Annotated in this window: 24 protein-coding genes; 16 read left to right on the forward strand and 8 right to left on the reverse strand. The window is 41.9% G+C overall.

All coding sequences use genetic code 11. From position 1 onward, the window contains the following. Position 1: 1 nt before the first annotated feature. The 13 genes from DXD11_RS03075 to DXD11_RS03135 all read left to right on the forward strand — a co-directional run bounded on the left by DXD11_RS03075 (position 2) and on the right by DXD11_RS03135 (position 11,081). Positions 2-1,366, forward strand: a complete 1,365-nt coding sequence (locus DXD11_RS03075; protein WP_022216453.1) for a PFL family protein — start codon at positions 2-4, stop codon at positions 1,364-1,366. A gap of 169 nt (positions 1,367-1,535) precedes the next feature. Continuing rightward, the gene (locus DXD11_RS03080; protein WP_118757752.1) at positions 1,536-3,404 is read left to right on the forward strand and encodes a TIGR03960 family B12-binding radical SAM protein; all 1,869 of its coding nucleotides are present in this window, start codon (positions 1,536-1,538) and stop codon (positions 3,402-3,404) included. Next, positions 3,379-4,086: a TIGR03936 family radical SAM-associated protein gene (locus DXD11_RS03085; RefSeq protein WP_242859136.1), complete on the forward strand. Its 708-nt coding sequence runs from the start codon at positions 3,379-3,381 to the stop codon at positions 4,084-4,086. Before DXD11_RS03080 ends, DXD11_RS03085 begins: the two co-directional genes overlap by 26 nt. A gap of 46 nt (positions 4,087-4,132) precedes the next feature. Then, the gene (locus tag DXD11_RS03090) at positions 4,133-5,299 is read left to right on the forward strand and encodes a ribonuclease E/G (protein ID WP_117548956.1); all 1,167 of its coding nucleotides are present in this window, start codon (positions 4,133-4,135) and stop codon (positions 5,297-5,299) included. A 156-nt stretch (positions 5,300-5,455) separates the two neighbouring features. Beyond that, positions 5,456-5,764, forward strand: a complete 309-nt coding sequence (gene rplU, locus DXD11_RS03095) for a 50S ribosomal protein L21 (RefSeq protein WP_004850943.1) — start codon at positions 5,456-5,458, stop codon at positions 5,762-5,764. Positions 5,765-5,792: 28 nt separating this feature from the next. Then, positions 5,793-6,119 (forward strand): ribosomal-processing cysteine protease Prp, encoded by a 327-nt coding sequence (locus tag DXD11_RS03100; RefSeq protein WP_015534943.1) that lies wholly within the window; start codon positions 5,793-5,795, stop codon positions 6,117-6,119. A gap of 5 nt (positions 6,120-6,124) precedes the next feature. Next, positions 6,125-6,412: a 50S ribosomal protein L27 gene (rpmA, locus tag DXD11_RS03105; RefSeq protein WP_004850948.1), complete on the forward strand. Its 288-nt coding sequence runs from the start codon at positions 6,125-6,127 to the stop codon at positions 6,410-6,412. Positions 6,413-6,605: 193 nt separating this feature from the next. Beyond that, the gene (gene obgE / locus DXD11_RS03110; protein ID WP_055144437.1) at positions 6,606-7,901 is read left to right on the forward strand and encodes a GTPase ObgE; all 1,296 of its coding nucleotides are present in this window, start codon (positions 6,606-6,608) and stop codon (positions 7,899-7,901) included. A 14-nt stretch (positions 7,902-7,915) separates the two neighbouring features. Beyond that, on the forward strand, positions 7,916-8,203 hold the full coding sequence (yhbY, locus tag DXD11_RS03115) for a ribosome assembly RNA-binding protein YhbY (protein WP_022216458.1): 288 nt from the start codon (positions 7,916-7,918) through the stop codon (positions 8,201-8,203). 12 nt (positions 8,204-8,215) lie between these two features. Further along, complete coding sequence (gene nadD / locus DXD11_RS03120) at positions 8,216-8,839, forward strand: nicotinate (nicotinamide) nucleotide adenylyltransferase (RefSeq protein WP_118757753.1); 624 nt, start codon at positions 8,216-8,218, stop codon at positions 8,837-8,839. A gap of 69 nt (positions 8,840-8,908) precedes the next feature. Further along, positions 8,909-9,487: a bis(5'-nucleosyl)-tetraphosphatase (symmetrical) YqeK gene (gene yqeK, locus DXD11_RS03125; RefSeq protein WP_082418046.1), complete on the forward strand. Its 579-nt coding sequence runs from the start codon at positions 8,909-8,911 to the stop codon at positions 9,485-9,487. Position 9,488: 1 nt separating this feature from the next. Beyond that, complete coding sequence (rsfS, locus tag DXD11_RS03130; protein WP_022216461.1) at positions 9,489-9,839, forward strand: ribosome silencing factor; 351 nt, start codon at positions 9,489-9,491, stop codon at positions 9,837-9,839. Positions 9,840-9,893: 54 nt separating this feature from the next. Then, a complete protein-coding gene (locus DXD11_RS03135) occupies positions 9,894-11,081 on the forward strand; it encodes an HD-GYP domain-containing protein (protein WP_118757754.1) in 1,188 nt (395 codons plus the stop codon). Between the two features lie 294 nt (positions 11,082-11,375). On the opposite strand, the gene lexA is transcribed toward DXD11_RS03135, so the two are convergent. After that, the gene (gene lexA / locus DXD11_RS03140) at positions 11,376-11,996 is read right to left on the reverse strand and encodes a transcriptional repressor LexA (RefSeq protein WP_022216463.1); all 621 of its coding nucleotides are present in this window, start codon (positions 11,994-11,996) and stop codon (positions 11,376-11,378) included. A gap of 312 nt (positions 11,997-12,308) precedes the next feature. Here lexA and yneA point away from each other — a divergent pair, with 312 nt between their 5' ends. The 3 genes from yneA to DXD11_RS03155 all read left to right on the forward strand — a co-directional run bounded on the left by yneA (position 12,309) and on the right by DXD11_RS03155 (position 14,726). Next, complete coding sequence (yneA, locus tag DXD11_RS03145) at positions 12,309-12,638, forward strand: cell division suppressor protein YneA (RefSeq protein ID WP_015534940.1); 330 nt, start codon at positions 12,309-12,311, stop codon at positions 12,636-12,638. A 273-nt stretch (positions 12,639-12,911) separates the two neighbouring features. After that, positions 12,912-13,976 (forward strand): tyrosine-type recombinase/integrase, encoded by a 1,065-nt coding sequence (locus tag DXD11_RS03150; RefSeq protein WP_055144446.1) that lies wholly within the window; start codon positions 12,912-12,914, stop codon positions 13,974-13,976. Positions 13,977-14,006: 30 nt separating this feature from the next. After that, positions 14,007-14,726 (forward strand): tRNA 2-thiocytidine biosynthesis TtcA family protein, encoded by a 720-nt coding sequence (locus DXD11_RS03155; RefSeq protein WP_118757755.1) that lies wholly within the window; start codon positions 14,007-14,009, stop codon positions 14,724-14,726. A gap of 157 nt (positions 14,727-14,883) precedes the next feature. Here the strand turns inward: DXD11_RS03155 and DXD11_RS03160 are convergent, their stop codons facing one another. The 7 genes from DXD11_RS03160 to DXD11_RS03190 form a co-directional block, all read right to left on the reverse strand. After that, a complete protein-coding gene (locus DXD11_RS03160; RefSeq protein WP_022216466.1) occupies positions 14,884-15,498 on the reverse strand; it encodes a cytidylate kinase-like family protein in 615 nt (204 codons plus the stop codon). Positions 15,499-15,681: 183 nt separating this feature from the next. Continuing rightward, on the reverse strand, positions 15,682-16,605 hold the full coding sequence (locus DXD11_RS03165; RefSeq protein ID WP_022216467.1) for an RluA family pseudouridine synthase: 924 nt from the start codon (positions 16,603-16,605) through the stop codon (positions 15,682-15,684). A 3-nt stretch (positions 16,606-16,608) separates the two neighbouring features. Next, entirely contained in the window at positions 16,609-17,127 is a 519-nt protein-coding gene (gene lspA, locus DXD11_RS03170; RefSeq protein ID WP_015534938.1) for a signal peptidase II, read from the reverse strand. 23 nt (positions 17,128-17,150) lie between these two features. Beyond that, entirely contained in the window at positions 17,151-18,236 is a 1,086-nt protein-coding gene (gene aroB / locus DXD11_RS03175) for a 3-dehydroquinate synthase (RefSeq protein WP_118017619.1), read from the reverse strand. A gap of 32 nt (positions 18,237-18,268) precedes the next feature. Then, entirely contained in the window at positions 18,269-18,985 is a 717-nt protein-coding gene (locus tag DXD11_RS03180) for a DivIVA domain-containing protein (protein WP_015534936.1), read from the reverse strand. Between the two features lie 25 nt (positions 18,986-19,010). Then, positions 19,011-19,664 (reverse strand): cell division protein SepF, encoded by a 654-nt coding sequence (locus DXD11_RS03185; RefSeq protein ID WP_015534935.1) that lies wholly within the window; start codon positions 19,662-19,664, stop codon positions 19,011-19,013. 12 nt (positions 19,665-19,676) lie between these two features. Continuing rightward, positions 19,677-20,372, reverse strand: coding sequence for a YggS family pyridoxal phosphate-dependent enzyme (locus DXD11_RS03190; RefSeq protein ID WP_015534934.1), 696 nt, complete (start codon positions 20,370-20,372; stop codon positions 19,677-19,679). Positions 20,373-20,378 lie beyond the last annotated feature (6 nt).

The following is a 20,378-nucleotide window of genomic DNA, read 5'->3' on the forward strand; positions in this document are numbered from 1 at the left end:
CATGATTAGCATAAATGAAGTAATCGAGACCAATAAGATGATCTCAGACATGAATCTGGATGTTCGTACCATCACAATGGGAATCAGTCTTTTGGATTGTGTAGGTACAGATGTGGATGATACATGTACAAAGATATATAACAAGATAACAACATATGCCAAGGATCTTGTATCAACAGGTCAGGAGATATCAAGAAGATATGGTATACCAATCGTCAACAAGAGAGTTTCTGTAACACCTATAGCACTGGTTGGTGGTTCCGTATGTAAGACCACCGGAGATTTTGTAAAGATCGCAAAGGCTCTTGACAAGGCTGCAGACACCATAGGAGTCAACTTCATCGGAGGATATTCAGCGCTTGTAAATAAGGGCATGACTCCTGCTGATGAGCTTCTTATCCGTTCAATTCCTGAAGCACTCTCAAGCACAGGAAAGGTGTGCAGCTCCATAAATGTAGGTTCAACCAAAACCGGTATAGATATGGATGCAGTCAAGATTCTCGGAGAGATGATCAAAGACACTGCCGAGCTCACCAAGGAAGCAGATTCCATCGGTTGTGCAAAGCTTGTAGTATTCTGTAACGCACCTGATGACAACCCATTTATGGCCGGTGCATTCCACGGTGTTACCGAGGGAGACTGTGTCATCAATGTCGGAGTCAGCGGCCCTGGTGTTGTAAAGAAAGCCCTTGAGAAGGTAAGAGGAGAAAACTTTGAGGAACTCTGCGAGACCATCAAGAAGACAGCTTTCAAGGTAACCAGAGTTGGACAGCTCGTTGCAAAAGAGGCATCCAAGATGCTCGGTGTACCATTTGGTATAGTTGACCTGTCACTTGCCCCTACTCCTGCAGTCGGAGACAGTGTAGGTGAGATTCTCGAGGAGATCGGTCTTGAATACGCCGGAGCTCCTGGTACAACAGCAGCACTTGCGCTCCTCAACGATCAGGTTAAGAAGGGTGGAGTTATGGCTTCATCATACGTCGGAGGACTCTCCGGTGCATTCATCCCTGTATCTGAGGACCAGAGAATGATCGATGCAGTTTCCGCAGGAGCATTAACTCTTGAGAAACTTGAGGCCATGACATGTGTATGTTCAGTAGGTCTTGATATGATAGCAATTCCTGGTGATACATCACCTGCAACCATATCAGGAATTATCGCTGATGAGATGGCTCTTGGTATGATCAACCAGAAGACAACCGCTGTAAGACTTATCCCTGTTATCGGTAAGACAGTTGGAGATCAGGCTGAATTTGGCGGACTTCTCGGATACGCACCTATCATGCCTGTCAACAGATTTGCATGTGATAAGTTTGTCAACAGAGGTGGACGTATTCCAGCCCCTATCCATAGTTTCAAAAACTAATATTGGATAATGCGGTATAGGATCACAGTTCCTGATACGATATAGATATATAGAGGATGCGCACTGAATACGGAAATTCCGTGCGCATCTCTTTTGCTGTAATTGAATATTTCCATTTGGAGATATCAGATAATATGATCACAAGAAAATTATTTAAGGATATTATTTTATGAGAAGATTAGCTTTACCGGATGAAATACTGATGAAGGTTGAAAAGCCCGCCAGATATATAGGTGGAGAATACAACAGTGTTATGAAGGACAAGGACAAGGTTGATGTGCGTTTCTGCATGTGTTTTCCTGATGTATACGAGATAGGTATGTCCCATCTCGGAATTCAGATACTGTACGATATGTTCAACAGGAGAGAGGACACATGGTGTGAAAGAGTTTATTCGCCATGGCCTGATCTGGACGCGGAGATGAGAGAACATGACATCCCTCTGTTCGCGCTGGAATCCCAGGATCCTATAAGGGATTTTGATTTCCTTGGAATAACACTCCAGTACGAGATGTGTTACACCAATATTCTTCAGGTGCTTGATCTGGCTGGAATCCCACTCCGTACAAGAGACAGAAAAAAGGGAGACACACTTGTTATAGGCGGAGGCCCATGCTCATACAATCCTGAGCCTATAGCAGACTTCTTTGACATATTCTATATGGGTGAGGGCGAAGTATCTTATGATGCACTTCTGGAGCTTTACAAGGTGTATAAGCACACTGATATGACCAGGGAAGAATTTCTCATAAAGGTGTCCAACATTCCGGGATTATACGTTCCTGAGCTCTATGAAGTCACATACAAGGAAGATGGCACGATAGCTTCATTTGCTCCTAGATTTGAAGATGTGCCTGCCACGATAACCAAGACGGTTGTCATGGATCACAGCAAAGTCACATACCCTGAGAAGCCTGTTGTGTCATTCATGAAGCTCACTCAGGACAGAGTTGTTCTTGAGATCATGCGCGGATGTATAAGAGGCTGCAGATTCTGCCAGGCTGGAATGATATACAGACCAACCAGACCTAAAGATGTCAATCTGTTAAAGGGCTATGCTGAGAAAATGCTGGCAAGTACAGGACACGAGGAGATAACCTTCAGCAGTCTGTCGTCGAGTGATTACGAGGAGCTTCCGGAACTCACAGACTGCCTGATCGAGAAGATGGACAATGAGCATGTAAATATCTCTCTGCCATCGCTCCGTATAGACGCCTTTTCTCTGGATGTCATGAGCAAGATCCAGGATGTGAAGAAGAGTTCACTTACATTTGCCCCTGAGGCAGGAACGCAGAGACTCAGAAATGTTATAAACAAGGGTCTCACAAAGGAGAACATAATGGATGGTGCCCTGAAGGCCTTCAAAGGCGGCTGGGATAAGGTGAAGCTGTACTTCATGATGGGCCTTCCTACTGAGACATATGACGATATTGCCGGGATTGCAGACCTGTCGGAGGAGATCACTGAGCTTTTCTTTGCAAATATCCCAAGAGAAGAACGAAATGGACGTGTCATGGTCACCGCATCGGCATCATATTTTGTGCCAAAGCCATTTACTCCGTTCCAGTGGGCTCCGATGATAAGGCCTGAGGAATTTGTCAAGCGTGCATACTTTGTGAAGGACAGATTCCGCGCAGAGAAGAACCATAAGAGTCTTAAGTTCCAGTACCACGAAGCAGATATCACCATACTTGAGGGACTGCTTGCTCGAGGCGACAGGAAGCTTTGCGATGTAATATATGATGTCTATAAGGCCGGTCAGATATTTGACGCATGGACAGAGTTCTTCAAAAAAGAAAACTGGGACAACGCCATGGCAAAGCACGGCCTGGATATAGATTTCTACACATACAGGGACAGAAGTGTTGATGAGATACTTCCATGGGATTTCATTGATATAGGAGTCACAAGAAAGTTCCTTGAGAGAGAGTGGGAGAACGCCCAGAACGAAAAGGTAACCCCTAACTGCAGACAGCAGTGTTCCGGCTGTGGTGCCGCAAGATTTGGAGGAGGTGTATGTTTTGAAAATAAGAATTAAATACTCCAAGCTCGGTAACCTTAGATTTATAGGACACCTTGACGTTATGAGATATTTCCAGAAGGAGATAAGACGTGCCGGTCTGGATGTGAGCTATTCCAAGGGATATTCGCCTCACCAGATCATCTCGTTTGCCGCTCCGCTGGCCATGGGAATCACTTCTGATGGCGAATACTTTGACGGAGAATTTGAATCCGTTACAACATCCAGAGAGATGATCGACGCATTGAATGCCGTATCGGTTGATGAGATGAAGGTCACTGAGTGTGTACTTCTTCCCGATGATGCAAAGAACTCCATGTCAGTTGTGTCAGCATCGGACTATGTCATCTCATTCCTTGACAAAGCAGGAACTGAAGAACGGCATAATATACTGGACAGTGTGGAATCCTTCATGTCGCAGGATCAGATCGTCATTCTGAAAAAAACAAAGAAGAGCGAACGCGAGGAGAATATAAAACCTGGTATCATGACCTGCGAGCTGAGGGACGATCAGATATATATGCTGCTGTCAACCGGAAGTGAATACAACCTCAAGCCGGAGCTCGTCATGCAGGCTCTCTGCGCGTATGCGGGTGTCAGTCACAACCAGTTCCATTATCATATTCACAGACTGGAGACGTACATGGATGGCCCTGATGGCAATATAATACCTCTATACAAAGCCGGTTCACCATTCTAAGAGTCTGCCTGACCGTATATTTGAAAGATTATAAGGGGAATATCACATGAGAAAGCTGGTAGTTACACACTACGACAACAAAATATTACAGGCTGTTATACAGGATGGCAAAGTCACAGATCTTAACCTGTCAGAGGGCAGTACAGTCCTTGGCAATATCTATGTGGGCAAGGTGGCCAACATCGTAAACAATATAAATGCCTGCTTCGTGGATTACGGTGACAGACTTCCCTGCTACTACAGTCTGGATGACAATGATATTATATACGCCGATGGCAGGGAGCACACAAAGCTCAGGATCGGCGATGAGATAGTCGTTCAGATCAGCCGTGACGCAGTCAAGACCAAGAACCCTGTTGGTTCATCGGAGCTCACCCTCCGCGGGGATTACTGTGTGGTCCACACCGGGGAACAGATCGGTGTATCGAACAAGATAAGCAGCAGAAAGCTCCGGGACGAGCTTAAGGACATCGCGCGAAATACCCTCCCGGCGGGTATAGGTTGTATCATTAGGACAAATGCTGTGGATGCGGACCCTGAACTCATAAAACGTGAACTGAATGAGCTGGGCGGTCGTCTCACGCAGATCCTGAAGGCCGCAACAACCAGAAAATGCTTTTCCTGTCTGTACCGGAATCCACCGGAATATATAGAAAACATAACTTTCATGGGAAGTAATAAGCTAGATTCACTGGTAACCGATGATGAAGAAATATTCCACGTATTTGAGGATTACATAGAGAAAAAACAGCCTGGAACAATAGACTTAACGCTTCATACCGATACAGCATGTCCGCTTACGGCAATCTACAATCTCAATAAAGAAGTGGAGGGAGCTCTAAAGGAGAGAGTATGGCTTAAGTCAGGTGCCTACCTTATAATCCAGCAGACTGAGGCCATGGTAGTTGTGGATGTGAATACAGGCAAGGCTATATCAGGCAGAGATATGGAACAGCACATGCTGAAGGTCAACACCGAGGCTGCCATCGAAACCTGCCGTCAGTTAAGACTCCGCAATCTGTCAGGGATAGTAGTCATAGACTTTATAAACATGAAGAATCCCGATGATATTCTCAGGATACGTGATACCCTGATAAGAGAGCTGGCAGACGATCCTGTACCAGCCAAATTCGTAGATATCACCAAGCTTGGACTTATAGAGCTGACCAGAAAGAAGTTAAAGAGACCGCTTCACGAAATGGTTAAGCTTTGATGAAAATAAATCAAAAAATATTGTAAAAATATATCAGAAAATTATTGACAAATAATCATCTCAATGGTAGATTATATGAGTATGCCGCACAGTTAGGTATAAGTGTGTCAACAGACACCACCAAAACTGGCGAGTTTGATTAAGGAGGTATTAACCATGTACGCAATTATAGCAACAGGCGGTAAGCAGTACAAGGTAGCTGAAGGAGACGTGATCAAGGTTGAGAAGCTCGCAGCAGAGGCTGGAAGCGAAGTAACATTTGATGATGTTATCTTAGTAAGCACTGATTCAGACGTTAAGTGTGGAGATGCAGTTGCTAATGCATCTGTAACAGCATCAGTAGTTGGTGAAGGCAAGTCTAAGAAAGTTATTGTTTACAAGTACAAGAGAAAGACTGGCTATCACAAGAAGAATGGTCACAGACAGTCATATACTAAGGTTGAGATCAAGAAGATCAACGCTTAATTGGTATTGATTGTATCGATTATAAGACATGATTGATGTAGTTATTTATCAGAACAGCAATTCGGAATATATAGGATTTAAGACGGATGGACATGCGGAATATGATGATCCTGGACAAGATATCGTCTGTAGCGCAGTTTCAGCGATCACGATAACCATTCTGAACTCTGTTGAGAAGCTTTCAGATGTGAATTTCACACTTGACTGCGATCAGGAGAGCGGACATATGGATTTCATATTCACAGAGGAGCCGGATATCAAGGCACAGACTTTGATGCAGGCGCTTGTGATCGGTATATCCGGAATCGAAGAATCCTATGGCGATTATATTTGTATGACCTTTAAGGAGGTGTAATTGACATGATGAAGATGGAACTTCAGTTTTTCGCTCATAAGAAAGGTGTAGGTTCTACAAAGAACGGCAGAGACTCAGAGTCCAAGAGACTTGGCGCTAAGAGAGCTGACGGTCAGTTCGTAAAGGCTGGTAACATCCTTTACAGACAGCGTGGAACAAAGATTCACCCAGGTCTTAACGTTGGTATTGGCGGAGATGACACACTGTTCGCTACAGCTGATGGTATCGTTAGATTTGAGAGAAAGGGTAGAGACAAGAAGCAGGTTTCTATCTATCCAGTAGTTAACGAGTAATATTGGATATATATAAGTAATACTATCAAGAGACTGGAGTAATTTTTATTATTCCAGTCTTTTTTTACAGACAAAAGTGCAGATATGGGGTATACTATGAAATAGTGTGCAGATGTATCTGCAGAACTTGACACAGGTAGTTTAGACATTGAATATTCGGTATAGAATATCTGACATAGAAAGGCGGTATATTATGTTTGCCGATAGAGCCAGAATATATGTGAGATCAGGCAAGGGCGGTGACGGACATGTATCCTTCAGAAGAGAGAAATATGTTCCAAACGGCGGTCCTGACGGCGGTGACGGAGGTAATGGCGGTGACGTTATCTTTGTTGTCGACGAGGGAATGAACACGCTAACTAACTATAGACATGTGACAAAATACAAAGCCGGAGACGGTGAAGAGGGCGGCAAGAAGAACTGCCATGGCAGCAATGGTGCCGATATCGTGCTCAAGGTTCCACCTGGAACTGTTGTCAAAGATTCAGAGACAGGTAAGGTTATTCTCGATATGGCATACAAGAAGGAACCTGTTGTTTTCCTTAAAGGAGGCCGCGGTGGCCGTGGCAACAGAACATATGTTACTTCGACCATGCAGGCGCCAAAGTATGCACAGCCTGGTCAGCCAGCCAAGGAGCTTACAGTAGATCTTGAACTCAAGTGTATAGCTGACGTAGGACTTGTCGGATACCCAAGTGTAGGTAAATCAACCTTCCTTGCAAGAGTTACGAATGCCCGTCCTAAGATCGCGGCATATCATTTTACCACTTTAGTTCCGAACCTGGGTGTGGTGGATCTCGGGGATAAGAACGGCTTCGTGATCGCAGACATTCCAGGCATAATTGAAGGTGCGTCAGAAGGAACAGGTCTTGGACTTCAGTTCTTAAGACATATAGAGCGTACAAAGGTTATAATCCACATCGTGGATGCAGCCTCGGTGGATGGAAGAGATCCGATAAATGATATCCACGTAATCAATGAAGAGCTCAAGAAGTACAATAAAGACATCGAGAACCGTCCACAGGTTATAGCAGCCAACAAGGTCGATCTTCTGGATGATATGGGCTATGAGACTGTCATAGAGATGCTTAAGGAGGAATTCCCGGAGGATGAAGGATATAAGATATTCCCTATATCTGCAGTATCAGGAAAGGGTATCAATGAACTTCTCTGGTATGTCAATGACCTTGTAAAGCAGTCTCCAAGGGAGATCATCGAATTTGAACCTGAGATAGATCTGTCCATGCAGGATGATCCTGAGCTTCCATTTGAAGTCAGAAAGTCAGACGAGGAGGAGGGTGTATATATCGTCGAGGGTCCACGAATCGAGAAGATGCTCGGATATACGAACCTTGAATCTGAGAAGGGCTTTGATTTCTTCCAGAAGTTCCTCAGAGACAATGGAATACTTGCACAGCTTGAGGAGCTTGGCTGTGTAGACGGAGATACTGTAAGAATGTATTTCCTTGAATTTGATTATTATAAGTAAAGGAATAAACACGTATGAATAGCAAACAGAGAGCATATTTAAAGGGGCTGGCACAGACCATCCAGCCTATACTCAACATAGGCAAATCATCACTCACACCTGAGTTCACAGAATCTGTTGCAGAGGCTCTTGAGGCGAGAGAACTAATCAAGATCTCTGTTCTCAAGAACTGTCTTGACGATCCTCGTGAGATAGCAGCTATGCTCGGTGAGAGAACACACTCACAGGTAGTTCAGGTGATCGGCAGAAAGATCGTTCTGTACAAGGAGTCAAAGGAACATAAGAAGATCGAACTTCCATAGGGGGAATAAGCCATGCTGGCACCAAAAGCAGGACATGTAGGTATACTCGGCGGAACATTCAATCCTATACACTATGGACATATAGAGCTTGGCGTACAGGCACTGGAACAGTTTAGACTGGATAAAGTGCTTGTGATGCCCAACAATAAGCCTGGTTATAAAGATATTTCCAACGAAGTTACAACAGATCACCGGGTCAACATGATAAAACTTGCCATAGATGGCATAAAAGGGTTGGAGTATTCTGATTTTGAGCTCAGACGTCCCGGGATCACATACACCTCAGATACGCTTGAGGCCCTTCATGAGTTATATCCTGACGTTCACTGGTATTTTATCATGGGCGGGGATTCCATTATGTATTTTGACCACTGGCACAGACCTGACATCATATCAAGGCATGCAACGCTGCTTGTCACAACAAGAAGTGGAGCTCCTGAGGATATGATCAACAACAAGATAGCAAGCCTGCACAGCCTGTTTCCGGCTTCTGATATCCGTCGGGAGTACATCCACCAGCACGATATATCCTCAAGTGATATAAGAGCTGCTGTGCGGTCAGGAGAAGATATCAGGGATATGGTTCCCGACAGCGTGATAACATATATCAAGGACAATGGTCTATATCACGTTTGATCTGGCAGGTATAACAACATATATTGAATATTACTTATACTTGAACATTTGCAACAGATAGGAGATAAGATGAACAGATTTGAGATGCGTGAGCGCCTTGAAAACAAGCTCACAAAGAAAAGATTTGAACATTCACTTGGTGTGGAATATGTATCAGGCTGCCTGGCCATGGTTCACGGAGCAGATGTTAACAAAGCTTTGACTGCCGGACTTCTACATGACTGCGCCAAATGTCTGCCTGCAGACGAGAAGATAGCAAGATGCAAAAAACACGGACTTCCAATAAGCCAGGTCGAATTTGCTAACCCTGAGCTTTTACACGCAAAGCTGGGAGCATATTACGCAAGAGAAAAATACGGAGTTGACGATGAGGACATCCGATCGGCTATAGAATTCCATACAACTGGAAGACCGGCTATGTCGCTTCTGGAAAAGATTGTTTTTGTGGCTGACTATATAGAGCCGAACCGTAAGCCTTTGCCGGAGATAGATGAGATAAGAAATGAGGCATTCTCCGATATTGACGCTTCGGTGGCCCACATATTAAAGAATACTTTAACTTATCTGGACAGTGGCAGCTGTGGAGACACGGACGAAATGTCTGTCCGGACATATAAATATTATACATCATTGAACAGTGAGGACTAATATGGCAGATTCCAGAGAGATGCTCAAGATAGCATGTGCTGCTCTTGAGGATAAAAAAGCATTTGACATTAAGATCATAGACATAAGCAGAATTTCAACCTTATGTGATTATATAGTGATAGCTGACGGAACAAATAAAAAACAGGTTCAGGCACTCAGCGATAATGTTGAGGACAATATGCACGAAGCTGGATATTCCCACAAGGGAGTGGAGGGATATTCTGAAGGTGGATGGATTTTGCTGGATTATTATGATATAATAATCCATATATTTTCTGAAGAATCAAGAAGATTCTACAACATAGAGAAGATATGGAGTGACGGAGATATTGTATCTCTGGACAGCATATAAGATATTCAGCTTAAAATAAGATTGGGTTGCAAGTAAGAATTTGGGGATTAAAACATGGAGAGTAACAGGCTATTAAGCGACAATTATATCAAGATCAATCATATAGCCTCAAAATGTATGAGGCTTTTCGTGATATTGATACTTCTATATTGGGTATTTACATATATCGGGGGACAGTGCAATATTGTGATCCTGTGTTCATGCATGAGCGTGTGTTGTATTCTGACCCTTATACCTACGATTTTTATTGATCTACTTAAGAACAATGAGGGCAAATGTATAAAATATGTGGTAATTGCATTGGCTGTACTCATATGCTCCATACTCAATACAACTTTATCGTACACAGCTATGATCGTCTGGATATTTCCTATGCTTGTAGCTTCCCTTTATTATAACAAGACAATGGTTCTCTATACTGCGCTTTTATCTACAGTCGGTGTATTCGCTGCAGATATAGTCAATTACAGATTATGTGATCTTGTTATTCCACCCGCACATGATGATTTTGCTGACAATATGATACTGGTCATAGCGCCATGTGTTATAGCCATTTTTATCATGTCATTTGTATCATATTTCATAGTATCAAGAAACTCAACAATGCTCAATAATGTTATAGACCATGCTGAAGAGGTCAAAACTAATCAGAAGGAACTCATATATGCGTTTGCCGAGCTCTCAGAGAGCAAGTCAAAATCAACAGGTGAGCACATCAAGAGAGTTGCAAAATACATGGAGGTTCTTGGAAAGGCATCCGGTTTTGATGACGATTATGTTGACATGCTTTCAACCGCAGCCATGATGCACGATATCGGCAAACTGATGATCAGCGAGGAAATACTCAACAAACCTTCCCGTCTTACAGATGAGGAGTTCGCCATTATGAAGAGTCATGTATTATATGGCGACGCACTTCTCTCAAAATGTCCGGGACAGATCCTTCAGATTGCAAGAACGATCGCCAAGGAACATCATGAGAAATGGGATGGCTCTGGATATCTGCATATGAAGGGAGAAGAGATCGCATATATCAGCAGGCTTATGGCTGTATGTGATGTATTCGATGCCCTTACATCAGCAAGATACTACAAGAAAGGCTGGTCTATGGAGGAGGCTTATACCGAGATAGTAAGCCAGAGTGGTAAACAGTTTGATCCAAAGGTGGTATTATTATTCCAGGCTCATTTCAAGGAATTCAAACAGATAGCAGAACAGAATGCTGATAAGCACATATACTAAAATGTGATTACTTAAAAATAGACTAAATATACATTAAGCTAATAGACTAAAAAACTGTTTTTTATGATTTTTTAGTCTATTTTTTTGGATTTAGGCTTGAAATAAGCTAATTAATTGGTATAATGTAATTAATAAATTGATACAAATTAACTATTTTGAAGTTAATTTACTTTTAATAAGCCCCCTCTTAAAAAATATGACATAAATTGATCCCCAGGTCATATACGTAAATGTTGCTGACGTATGTTGACCTGGGGATCTCTTTCTTAATGAATTTATTATATTATATTGTAATTACATCTGCCTAAATAATCCGATAACCTTTCCGAGTATATCGCAGTGGTCTACGATAATTGGATCCATATAATCATTCTCCGGCTGAAGTCTTATATGACCATTCTCCTTAAAATATCTCTTTACTGTAGCCCCGTCATCGATAAGTGCAACCACAATATCACGATTGGAAGCAGAAGAGCATTGTTCAACAATAAGGAGATCACCATCGTTGATTCCGATGTTGATCATACTTTCGCCCTTAACGCGAAGCATGAATGTCTGATTATTGGTGTTATGTAAATATTCCGGTGGAATAGGAAAATAATCCATAATATTCTGTGTGGCAAGGATAGGAAGTCCCGCTGCAACCTGTCCAACAACAGGTATATTAATAACCTCACGCCTTGACAATGCAAAATCATCATCTATTATCTCTATAGCCCTTGGTTTTGTTGGATCACGCCTTATATATCCGTTCTCCTCAAGAGATGCGAGATGAGCATGTACTGATGATGTAGACTTGAGTCCAACAGCCTTGCAGATCTCTCTTACTGAAGGTGGATAGCCCTTCTTAAGCTGTTCTTCCTTGATATATTCCAAAATCTCTGTCTGTTTATCAGATATCTTTCCTTTTCCCATGTATATTGAACCTCCACAAATAAATTCTATTTAACATAATCTGTTATATACAAAATATGATAGCACATATGTTCTGATATTGCAAACGAATGTTCTGTTTTAATTTTGCTTTGTTTTGAATATTCTTGACCGGATCTATTCTTTCGTGGGAATAAAAATGGACACCTGATAGTGCATAATATAGTAGTATTAAGGATTCAGAGTTACAATACGAACTGCAGTCGTACAAGTGTTCGAAAATCACTTGACAACAAAACATCTGTTCGGTATAATACGAACATAGTAACAAACATACGTTCAGGAGGGATAGAGATGAATAGATTATTTAATTTCATTAGCAATAAAAAGGTGACAATAATTGTAGCCATAATCATAGCAGCAGTATTATATGTTTCGATCACACACATGGATGCATCCGAAGCTGATGCCACCAATGCCAGCACCAAGTATTACACATGTATATCCGTTGAGTCTGGCGATTCACTTTGGGATATAGCTCAGAAGTATATGACTGATGAATATACATCAACCCAGGATTATATCGATGAAGTTGTCTCGATCAACAATCTGAACAACGATTCATCGATAGTAGCCGGAACAAACCTGGTAATACCATATTATGAAGTGACTGATCTCAATTAAACAAGGAATTATATGTTCTTGATCAACGCATATAGATTCTATTAAATGATAGATTCTATATGCGTTTTATGTTTAGATTTTTGCTTAGAGAGTCGTAAGAATCAGTGAAAGCAGTGCAGTTGGAATGTATTTTGGTCTATATGTTTCTATTCGCTAAACTCAGGTTTTACGAAAAAATATAGCATATTATATTAGATTATGCTATAATCCATTTAGTCATATACATGAATATGCCCACAAATTAACATATATCAGGAGGTTTCAAATATAACGATGCCAGCCAAGCCATACAACAAACAGGTCGATGAGAATAATATATTATTGCTCAGAGATATTCTTTCCGAGTTACCACAATACGCAACGATCGCTTTTCGTGGAATTGAGAATACTACATCCACAAGAACACGCCTTGGTTACGCCAGGGATATAAAAACATTCTACGAGTATTTATGTGAAAATAACCCATTCTTTCGTGATAAAACTCCACTCGATATTACTACTGAGGATCTCAGCAGACTTGAGGCCGAGGACATCGAGGAGTTCCTGCATGCCATGAAGCTTTACACTAAAAACGGACGTACATACACCAACGGTGAGCAGGCGTTAAAACGCAAATTATCTGCACTCCGGGTATTTTTTGCATACCTGTATAAAAACGACCGTATAAGCTCAAACGCTGCAGAAAAGGTCGACATGCCAAAGATACACGATAAGAAAATTATACGAATGGAGCCAAACGAAGTTGCAGATTTTCTTGATAATGTTGAGTATGGCAGCGGCCTGACTGAACGCCAGAAAAAATATCATGAGAAAAATAAAGTCCGTGACCTGGCGCTTTTATCACTTATGCTCAGCACCGGCATGCGTGTATCCGAATGCGTTGGAATTGATATACGTGACGTTGATTTCGATAATATGCGGATTAAGATCGTTCGAAAAGGTGGCAAGGAGGCATACGTATACTTCAGTGATGAGGCAAGTGAAGCTTTGCTTGAATATCTTGATGAAAGGAAAAAACTGATACCGGAAAAAGGCCATGAGGATGCGTTATTTCTGTCCGGTCAATTAAAAAGAATATCTGTCAGATCAGTTGAGAATATTGTAAAAAAATACTCTCTTACCTCCGTTCCTTTAAAGCATATAACACCTCACAAACTCAGGAGTACGTTTGGCACTGAACTTTATAGGGCTACAGACGACATATACCTGGTGGCGGACGTATTAGGCCACTCGGATGTAAATACAACAAGAAAACACTACGCTGATATGGATGAGGACAGAAAACGTCGTTTCAGGAACGAAGTACAGCTTCGTGAAAAACGCACAATTAAACCATAATAATATTATGTTAACTTAAGGAGTATTTTTATGAAATCACAAAAGCTTTTATCATATACAAGACGAGCTATAACTGATTACGATATGATCAGTCCCGGTGACAAGATAGCCATAGGAATATCCGGAGGCAAAGACAGTCTGACACTTTTATATGCAATGTCCAAACTGAAAAAGTTTTATCCCATACAATTTGAAATTGAAGCTATAACCGTAGATCTTGGATTTAAGGATTTTGACACGTCCAGACTTAAGGAATATTGCGAGTCACTTGGAGTCAATTATACGGTTTGCAAAACTCATATAGGCGAGATCGTTTTCGATTACAGGAAGGAACCTAATCCATGTTCACTCTGCAGTCGTATGCGCAAAGGAGCCTTCAATGATTGTGCTGCAGAACTTGGCTGCAACAAGATCGCATATGCCCATCACAAGGATGACGTTATAGACAGCTTCCTGATGTCCATGCTGTATGAGGGGCGCATTCACACCTTCTCTCCTGTCACTCATCTGGAGAAATCAGGTGTCACACTCATAAGACCTCTTATATACGCCCTGGAAGGCGAAATAAGAGCATTTGCACGCGTCAACGATCTTCCAGTCTGCAAGAACCCTTGTCCCGCTGACGGCGTCACAAAGCGTCAGGAAAGCAAAGACATTATAGACGAACTCAAAGTACGCGTGCCTGATGTAAAAGATCGTATATTTTCCTCCATCGAGGGTGCCGGAATAGACGGATGGTCAAGGCACTGATTAATAGCTTATGGATATAAAAAATAAATCCAATCACAAAACAAAAATGACAGTAAGCGTTTAACAAACAACCTACTGTCATTTTTTATATACAAGATTTTATAATAACATTATTATGATGATATATTACAATTTTCAATAATAATCATGACTGAGATCAATAATTATTTACAATGTCATATAACAGATCTATCGTCTTATCTATGCCGTACTTCGAAGTATTGATACATATGTCGTATCCCTTCATCTCGCCCCATCTCTTGGATGTATAATAGTTGTAATATGAAGCTCTTGCCTTGTCTTCCTTCTTGATCATATCCTTGGCCTTCGATTCACTTATGTTGTACTTCTTGGCGATTCTGGCTGTTCTGTCATCCATGTCTGCATACAGGAATATATTCACCACGTTGTCCAGATCCCTGAGTGCGTAATCAGCACATCTGCCGACAAATACACATGAACCATCTTTCTCTGCAAGATTCTTGATGGTGTCAAATGCCGCAAGGAAAACTTTGTGGTTGAGAGGAAGCTCTGTTGAATTGCCAAATCCCAGTGAATATGGATCCATCACCAGTGAGTAAAGAAAGCTATTCGTAGGCTTTTCGTCAAAGCTGTCAAAAATCTCTTCACATATTCCACTGTTCTTTGCTGCCTCTTTAAGTAACTCCTTGTCGTAAAATGGTATGTTCATCTTTTCTGCAAGAGCTTCTCCGATCTGCTTGCCTCCACTTCCGAACTGTCTACCTATAGTAATAATCTTCTTCTCTGCCATAGTAACCACTCCCATCTTCTCGTATTCTCCATGTAAGAAATATCAAAATATATTACTTATGTACAAAATACTTAAATTCCTATATGGGTTATTATAACATTTATACAATAAACTGTAAATAAAAAAGTATAGACAATTGCACGTAATTTGTGACAATTGTCTATACTCGTTTGTTACATTATATTAATTTAACAGTTTTAGCTTCTTTATAAGATCTTCAAAATATTCCGGCAGATCAGCCTTGAACTCAACGTATTCCCCGGTTGAGGGATGTTCAAAACCGAGAATACCCGCATGCAGCGTCTGTCCCTGCAGCTTAAACGGACATTTCTTCGGTCCATAAACTTCATCCCCAAGTATGGGATGTCCAATGGATGCCATATGAACTCGGATCTGATGTGTCCTGCCGGTCTCAAGCTGACACTCAATAAAGGTATACTTTCCTCCAAAACGCTCCAGAACCCTGTAATGTGTGACGGCATGTCTGCCATTTCTGGTATTGATCGCCATCTTCTTCCGATCCTTAGGACTTCTTCCAATCGGCGCATCCACAGTACCATCATCCTGTGCGATATTTCCATGGACTATGGCATAATACTTTCTGGTTATACTATGCTCGTGAAGCTGCTCAGACAATGATCTATGGGCATTATCGTTCTTACACACCACAAGTACACCTGTTGTATCCATATCTATCCTGTGAACGATTCCCGGCCTGAATTCTCCATTTATACCGGAAAGGGAATCCTTAAAATGGTACATCAGTCCGTTGACCAGAGTCCCACTGTAGTGTCCCGGTGCCGGATGGACCACCATTCCCTTTGGTTTATTCACAAGTATCACGTCATCATCCTCATATATGATGTCGAGCGGTATGTTCTCAGGCTCAATGTCAATGCTGACCGGATCCGGCACAGATATATCAAAAATATCTCCGGTACGTACACTGTAGCTCGGCTTTGAAGCCTTACCGTTGACCTGAATATATCCGTCATCAAATAACTTCTTTATGAAAGATCTCGAATAATCGCTGAAATACCCGCTGAGAACCTTGTCTATTCTTTTCCCTGCCCAGTCGCCGCTGGCTTCGATGTTATATTCTTCCATATACTATTCCTGTCCATCTGTCTGTTTTTGGTGTATGATCTCTGAGAGCTCATCATCCTTATACTTGAACAGCACCAGAATAACTATAACAATAAAACTGCATGTGACAAATATATCTGCGACATTGAATACCGGGAAGTTAATAAGGCAGAAGTCAAACATGTCAACCACATATCCACGGGCAACTCTGTCGATCATATTACCGACAGCTCCCGATATGAGAAATACCAGTGATATCCTGAGCGGTGTATATTTCTTTTCCTGATTGCCTGCAAGCCTGATGTATACATATATAGCCGCAAGCAGGATAACAAATGTTATCGCAAGCAGGAAAACGATCTTACCTGAGAAACTTCCCCAGGCCGCACCTCTGTTCTGAACATAGTTGAGCTGGAAAACTCCGTCAATTATTTTCCTTGTCTGTCCAACCTGAAAGTTGGTGGATATGAGATGTTTCACCAGTTGATCTAAAGCTGTAAGAATAATAATGGCAAGTATAGCCATCGGTATTCTCTTTTTCATAATATCCGTTCCTCCTTTGAACATCAATGCCACTCAAATGCCTTTTTCATATCATCAGGAACGACATCGGTATTGATATATGCATCGCCAATAGTGTAAAGAAGAATAAATTTGATCTTGCCCCCAACCATCTTCTTATCGTTCTTAGTGTACTCTATGACAGCATCTGCATCGACAGGGTAGTCCTCAAGAGTAGGGAAACCAAACATATCAAATGCGTGTATGATCTTATGAAGCTCGTCCTCTGTGATGTCACCCCTGTTGTATGAGATAACAGACGCAAGGCAGCATCCGATGCCGACACATGCCCCATGACTCAGCTTAAGGTCGAGGTATCTCTCTATGGCATGTCCAAGAGTATGTCCAAAATTGAGCAGAGCTCTGTCGCCCTTCTCAGTAGGATCGTTTTCCACAACAACTCTCTTGATGTTGCAGCTCACCCTTATCATCTCCATCAGGACATCCTTATCCCTTGCAAGTATTCTGTCGTGATTTTCTATAAGCCAGTCAAAATATGCAGAATCCTTTATGAGTCCATGTTTTATGATCTCACCCATTCCCGAAATAAACTGCTCATCGGATAACGTGGTGAGTGTTGACACATTGATATACACAAGCTTTGGCATGTGAAAGGCTCCGACCATGTTCTTATATGAATCAAAGTCAACGCCTGTCTTTCCACCGATACTGCTGTCCACCTGTGCCAGAAGGCTTGTAGGTATCTGTACAAAGTCTATGCCTCTGAGATACGTTGCAGCAGTAAATCCGGTTATATCGCCCGTTACGCCGCCTCCAAGAGCCACCAGAAGATCTTTTCTGTCAAACTTTGCAAGAATAAGCTTCTCGTAGATCATCTTTACTGTATCAAGATTCTTCTGAGACTCACCGGCCTCAAATACAATAGATATCAATTCTTTGCATTTTCCATCAAGCTGAGTCCTGATCTCATCGAGATAAAGAGGCGCAACGTTACTCTCTGTAACGATACATACCCTTCTATCAGCAATTCCCTGTCCGGCTAAAAGCTCAGGCAGGGAATTAAAATCGTTTGCAAAGAAAATGTCATAGATTGGTTCATCATTCAGATGAACTGTGAGTGCATTACACATATAAACATTCTCCCTTAGTATAAAATATATTGTTAGTTTCCAAATGGATTAACAAATGACTTACCGCCAAGATTCTTTGTGTATACAGACGAATCACTTGTAACACTTCCGCCACCGGCACCGCCAAGTGTTGAATCACCCATGGCTGAGCCGCCTCCTGATCCGAGAGTTGATTCCTCACGGCCCTGTGGATCGCCGTCATAGGAGTTCATAAACGAATTCATGGCTGCGCTCTGTGTCGACTGTGAATAAGAAGCATTTGAACTGCCCTCGCTTAATACATCATCGAAATTAAGCCCCATCTCCTCATTGATAGGATTCTGGGCAAGGTAATTCATATGGGCTTCCATAAGAGCCTTGAATGCACATACATAGTCCTTGTACTGCTGTTTTATTCCATCAATACTTCCCTCTATGCGCTCAAGCTCCTCCCTGGCCTCCTGCACTATATTATTAGCCTTGATCTTGGCATCATTCTCTATCAATCTCGCCTTATCAGTGGCGTTCTTTGTAGACTCCTCAGCATTCTTCTCTGCTAGCATGAGAGATTTCTGAAGCTTTGACTCGGTTGTTCTGTAATGTACTAAACTGTCAGTCAGAGTTTTCACCTGATTGGTAAGATCTGCATTGGACTTATACAGTTCTGTGTAGCTTAGCACAACTATGTCAAAAAATGCATCTACATCTTTTCGCGCATATCCCATTCCATGCGTGAACTTCTTCTGTTGTAAATCAACTGGTGTAAGCATATGTAATCCCCCGTAAAAACATATATTAGTAAGTTGCCTTACTTGAAAGAGTTTCCCCCTGAAGAGATCCTCCAGCCAATTCCTCCCTTAAATCACCAGATACGTAGGTTCCATTAGGTGTGGCAAGGAATATGTTGCCCGAAATAGCCTGAAACAGGCCATCCACAGCATAACTTGCTCCTCCAATGAAATCCGCTATTCTCTGTGCAGTTGGAAGATCAAGATCCTCCATGTTTATTACGATTATCTGTCCTCGATTGAGATGATCGATTATCATCTGCGCATCGTCAAACTCGTCCGGCTTGATAACAAATACTTCACTGTCATCCATTGCTCTGGATCTGCTGTTGATCGATACGAGCTTTCCATTACCTGCTCCTGACTGCTGACCATGAGAAGATCTTGCAGCTTTTGATCTGGCCGATCCATTGTCAGATGATGCAGAACCTTTGTACTTATTAAAGGACTTGAGCGGTGAAGCCTTCACTCTGGACTCTGTCTGAGGCGCATCGTAATCATCCTCATCATCGTACTCATCATCTAAGCGATCGTCCATATCGTCTTCATCTTCATAGTCATCTTCATCTTCATCAAACAAATCATCATCAAAGTCATCGTCGCTTGAATCACTTAATTTGAAATAATCAAGAAAACTTTTCTTTGTATTTCCCTTTGCCATGATTGTTCTCCTTTAAATATTATAATTTCTGGCACCGAATATTCCCGTGCCAACTCTAACCAACGTTGCACCTTCTTCAACTGCAACTTCATAGTCGTTTGTCATACCCATCGACAAGACGCTCATATCGATATTATCAATGCTTTTAGATTGTATGTCAAGTGATAAATCTTTCAATTTGCGGAAATAGACCCTGTTGTCCTCGGGATCATCCACAAATGGAGCAATAGTCATAAGGCCCTTAACCCTGATATGAGGGAAATCTTTTATCTCCTGGATAAGCGGAAGTACCTCGTCGCATGACAGTCCAAACTTTGTTTCTTCCTGTGCAACATTTACCTCAATGAGAATATTGACTGTGACATCATGCTTTGCAGCCTCCTTCTCAATGGTTTTGGCAAGATTTAACGAATCAACGGAGTGTATCATACACACCTTATCTACAATGTATTTTACCTTGTTCGTCTGCAGGTGACCTATCATATGCCAGTTTACAGGTCTTGAGACATTCTCGTATTTGTCCACAAGCTCCTGAACCTTATTCTCACCAAAATCAACGGCATCCGTATCACTGAGCAATTCCTCTATATCTGACAAAGGCTTTGTCTTGCTAACGGCGATCAGAGTGACATCCTCCGGTGATCTGCCGGCCTTTTCACATGCCCTGACTATGTTCTCTTTTACTTTTTCGTAATTTTCTTTAAGCATATTATC

This window comes from Coprococcus sp. TF11-13, from assembly GCF_003481085.1.
Lineage (GTDB): Bacteria > Bacillota > Clostridia > Lachnospirales > Lachnospiraceae > Coprococcus > Coprococcus aceti.

What these genes read in the sequence shown, in the direction of transcription:
- rpmA (WP_004850948.1), top strand. Translation starts at nt 6,125, where the DNA reads ATGATGAAGATGGAACTTCAGTTTTTCGCTCATAAGAAAGGTGTAGGT.
- rsfS (WP_022216461.1), top strand. Translation starts at nt 9,489, where the DNA reads ATGGCAGATTCCAGAGAGATGCTCAAGATAGCATGTGCTGCTCTTGAG.
- aroB (WP_118017619.1), bottom strand. Translation starts at nt 18,236, where the DNA reads ATGTGTAATGCACTCACAGTTCATCTGAATGATGAACCAATCTATGAC.
- DXD11_RS03075 (WP_022216453.1), top strand. Translation starts at nt 2, where the DNA reads ATGATTAGCATAAATGAAGTAATCGAGACCAATAAGATGATCTCAGAC.
- DXD11_RS03185 (WP_015534935.1), bottom strand. Translation starts at nt 19,664, where the DNA reads ATGGCAAAGGGAAATACAAAGAAAAGTTTTCTTGATTATTTCAAATTA.
- DXD11_RS03180 (WP_015534936.1), bottom strand. Translation starts at nt 18,985, where the DNA reads ATGCTTACACCAGTTGATTTACAACAGAAGAAGTTCACGCATGGAATG.
- DXD11_RS03190 (WP_015534934.1), bottom strand. Translation starts at nt 20,372, where the DNA reads ATGCTTAAAGAAAATTACGAAAAAGTAAAAGAGAACATAGTCAGGGCA.
- lspA (WP_015534938.1), bottom strand. Translation starts at nt 17,127, where the DNA reads ATGAAAAAGAGAATACCGATGGCTATACTTGCCATTATTATTCTTACA.
- DXD11_RS03090 (WP_117548956.1), top strand. Translation starts at nt 4,133, where the DNA reads ATGAGAAAGCTGGTAGTTACACACTACGACAACAAAATATTACAGGCT.
- DXD11_RS03165 (WP_022216467.1), bottom strand. Translation starts at nt 16,605, where the DNA reads ATGGAAGAATATAACATCGAAGCCAGCGGCGACTGGGCAGGGAAAAGA.
- yhbY (WP_022216458.1), top strand. Translation starts at nt 7,916, where the DNA reads ATGAATAGCAAACAGAGAGCATATTTAAAGGGGCTGGCACAGACCATC.
- DXD11_RS03080 (WP_118757752.1), top strand. Translation starts at nt 1,536, where the DNA reads ATGAGAAGATTAGCTTTACCGGATGAAATACTGATGAAGGTTGAAAAG.
- DXD11_RS03100 (WP_015534943.1), top strand. Translation starts at nt 5,793, where the DNA reads ATGATTGATGTAGTTATTTATCAGAACAGCAATTCGGAATATATAGGA.
- yneA (WP_015534940.1), top strand. Translation starts at nt 12,309, where the DNA reads ATGAATAGATTATTTAATTTCATTAGCAATAAAAAGGTGACAATAATT.
- rplU (WP_004850943.1), top strand. Translation starts at nt 5,456, where the DNA reads ATGTACGCAATTATAGCAACAGGCGGTAAGCAGTACAAGGTAGCTGAA.
- DXD11_RS03155 (WP_118757755.1), top strand. Translation starts at nt 14,007, where the DNA reads ATGAAATCACAAAAGCTTTTATCATATACAAGACGAGCTATAACTGAT.
- DXD11_RS03135 (WP_118757754.1), top strand. Translation starts at nt 9,894, where the DNA reads ATGGAGAGTAACAGGCTATTAAGCGACAATTATATCAAGATCAATCAT.
- DXD11_RS03160 (WP_022216466.1), bottom strand. Translation starts at nt 15,498, where the DNA reads ATGGCAGAGAAGAAGATTATTACTATAGGTAGACAGTTCGGAAGTGGA.
- lexA (WP_022216463.1), bottom strand. Translation starts at nt 11,996, where the DNA reads ATGGGAAAAGGAAAGATATCTGATAAACAGACAGAGATTTTGGAATAT.
- DXD11_RS03150 (WP_055144446.1), top strand. Translation starts at nt 12,912, where the DNA reads ATGCCAGCCAAGCCATACAACAAACAGGTCGATGAGAATAATATATTA.
- nadD (WP_118757753.1), top strand. Translation starts at nt 8,216, where the DNA reads ATGCTGGCACCAAAAGCAGGACATGTAGGTATACTCGGCGGAACATTC.
- obgE (WP_055144437.1), top strand. Translation starts at nt 6,606, where the DNA reads ATGTTTGCCGATAGAGCCAGAATATATGTGAGATCAGGCAAGGGCGGT.
- yqeK (WP_082418046.1), top strand. Translation starts at nt 8,909, where the DNA reads ATGAACAGATTTGAGATGCGTGAGCGCCTTGAAAACAAGCTCACAAAG.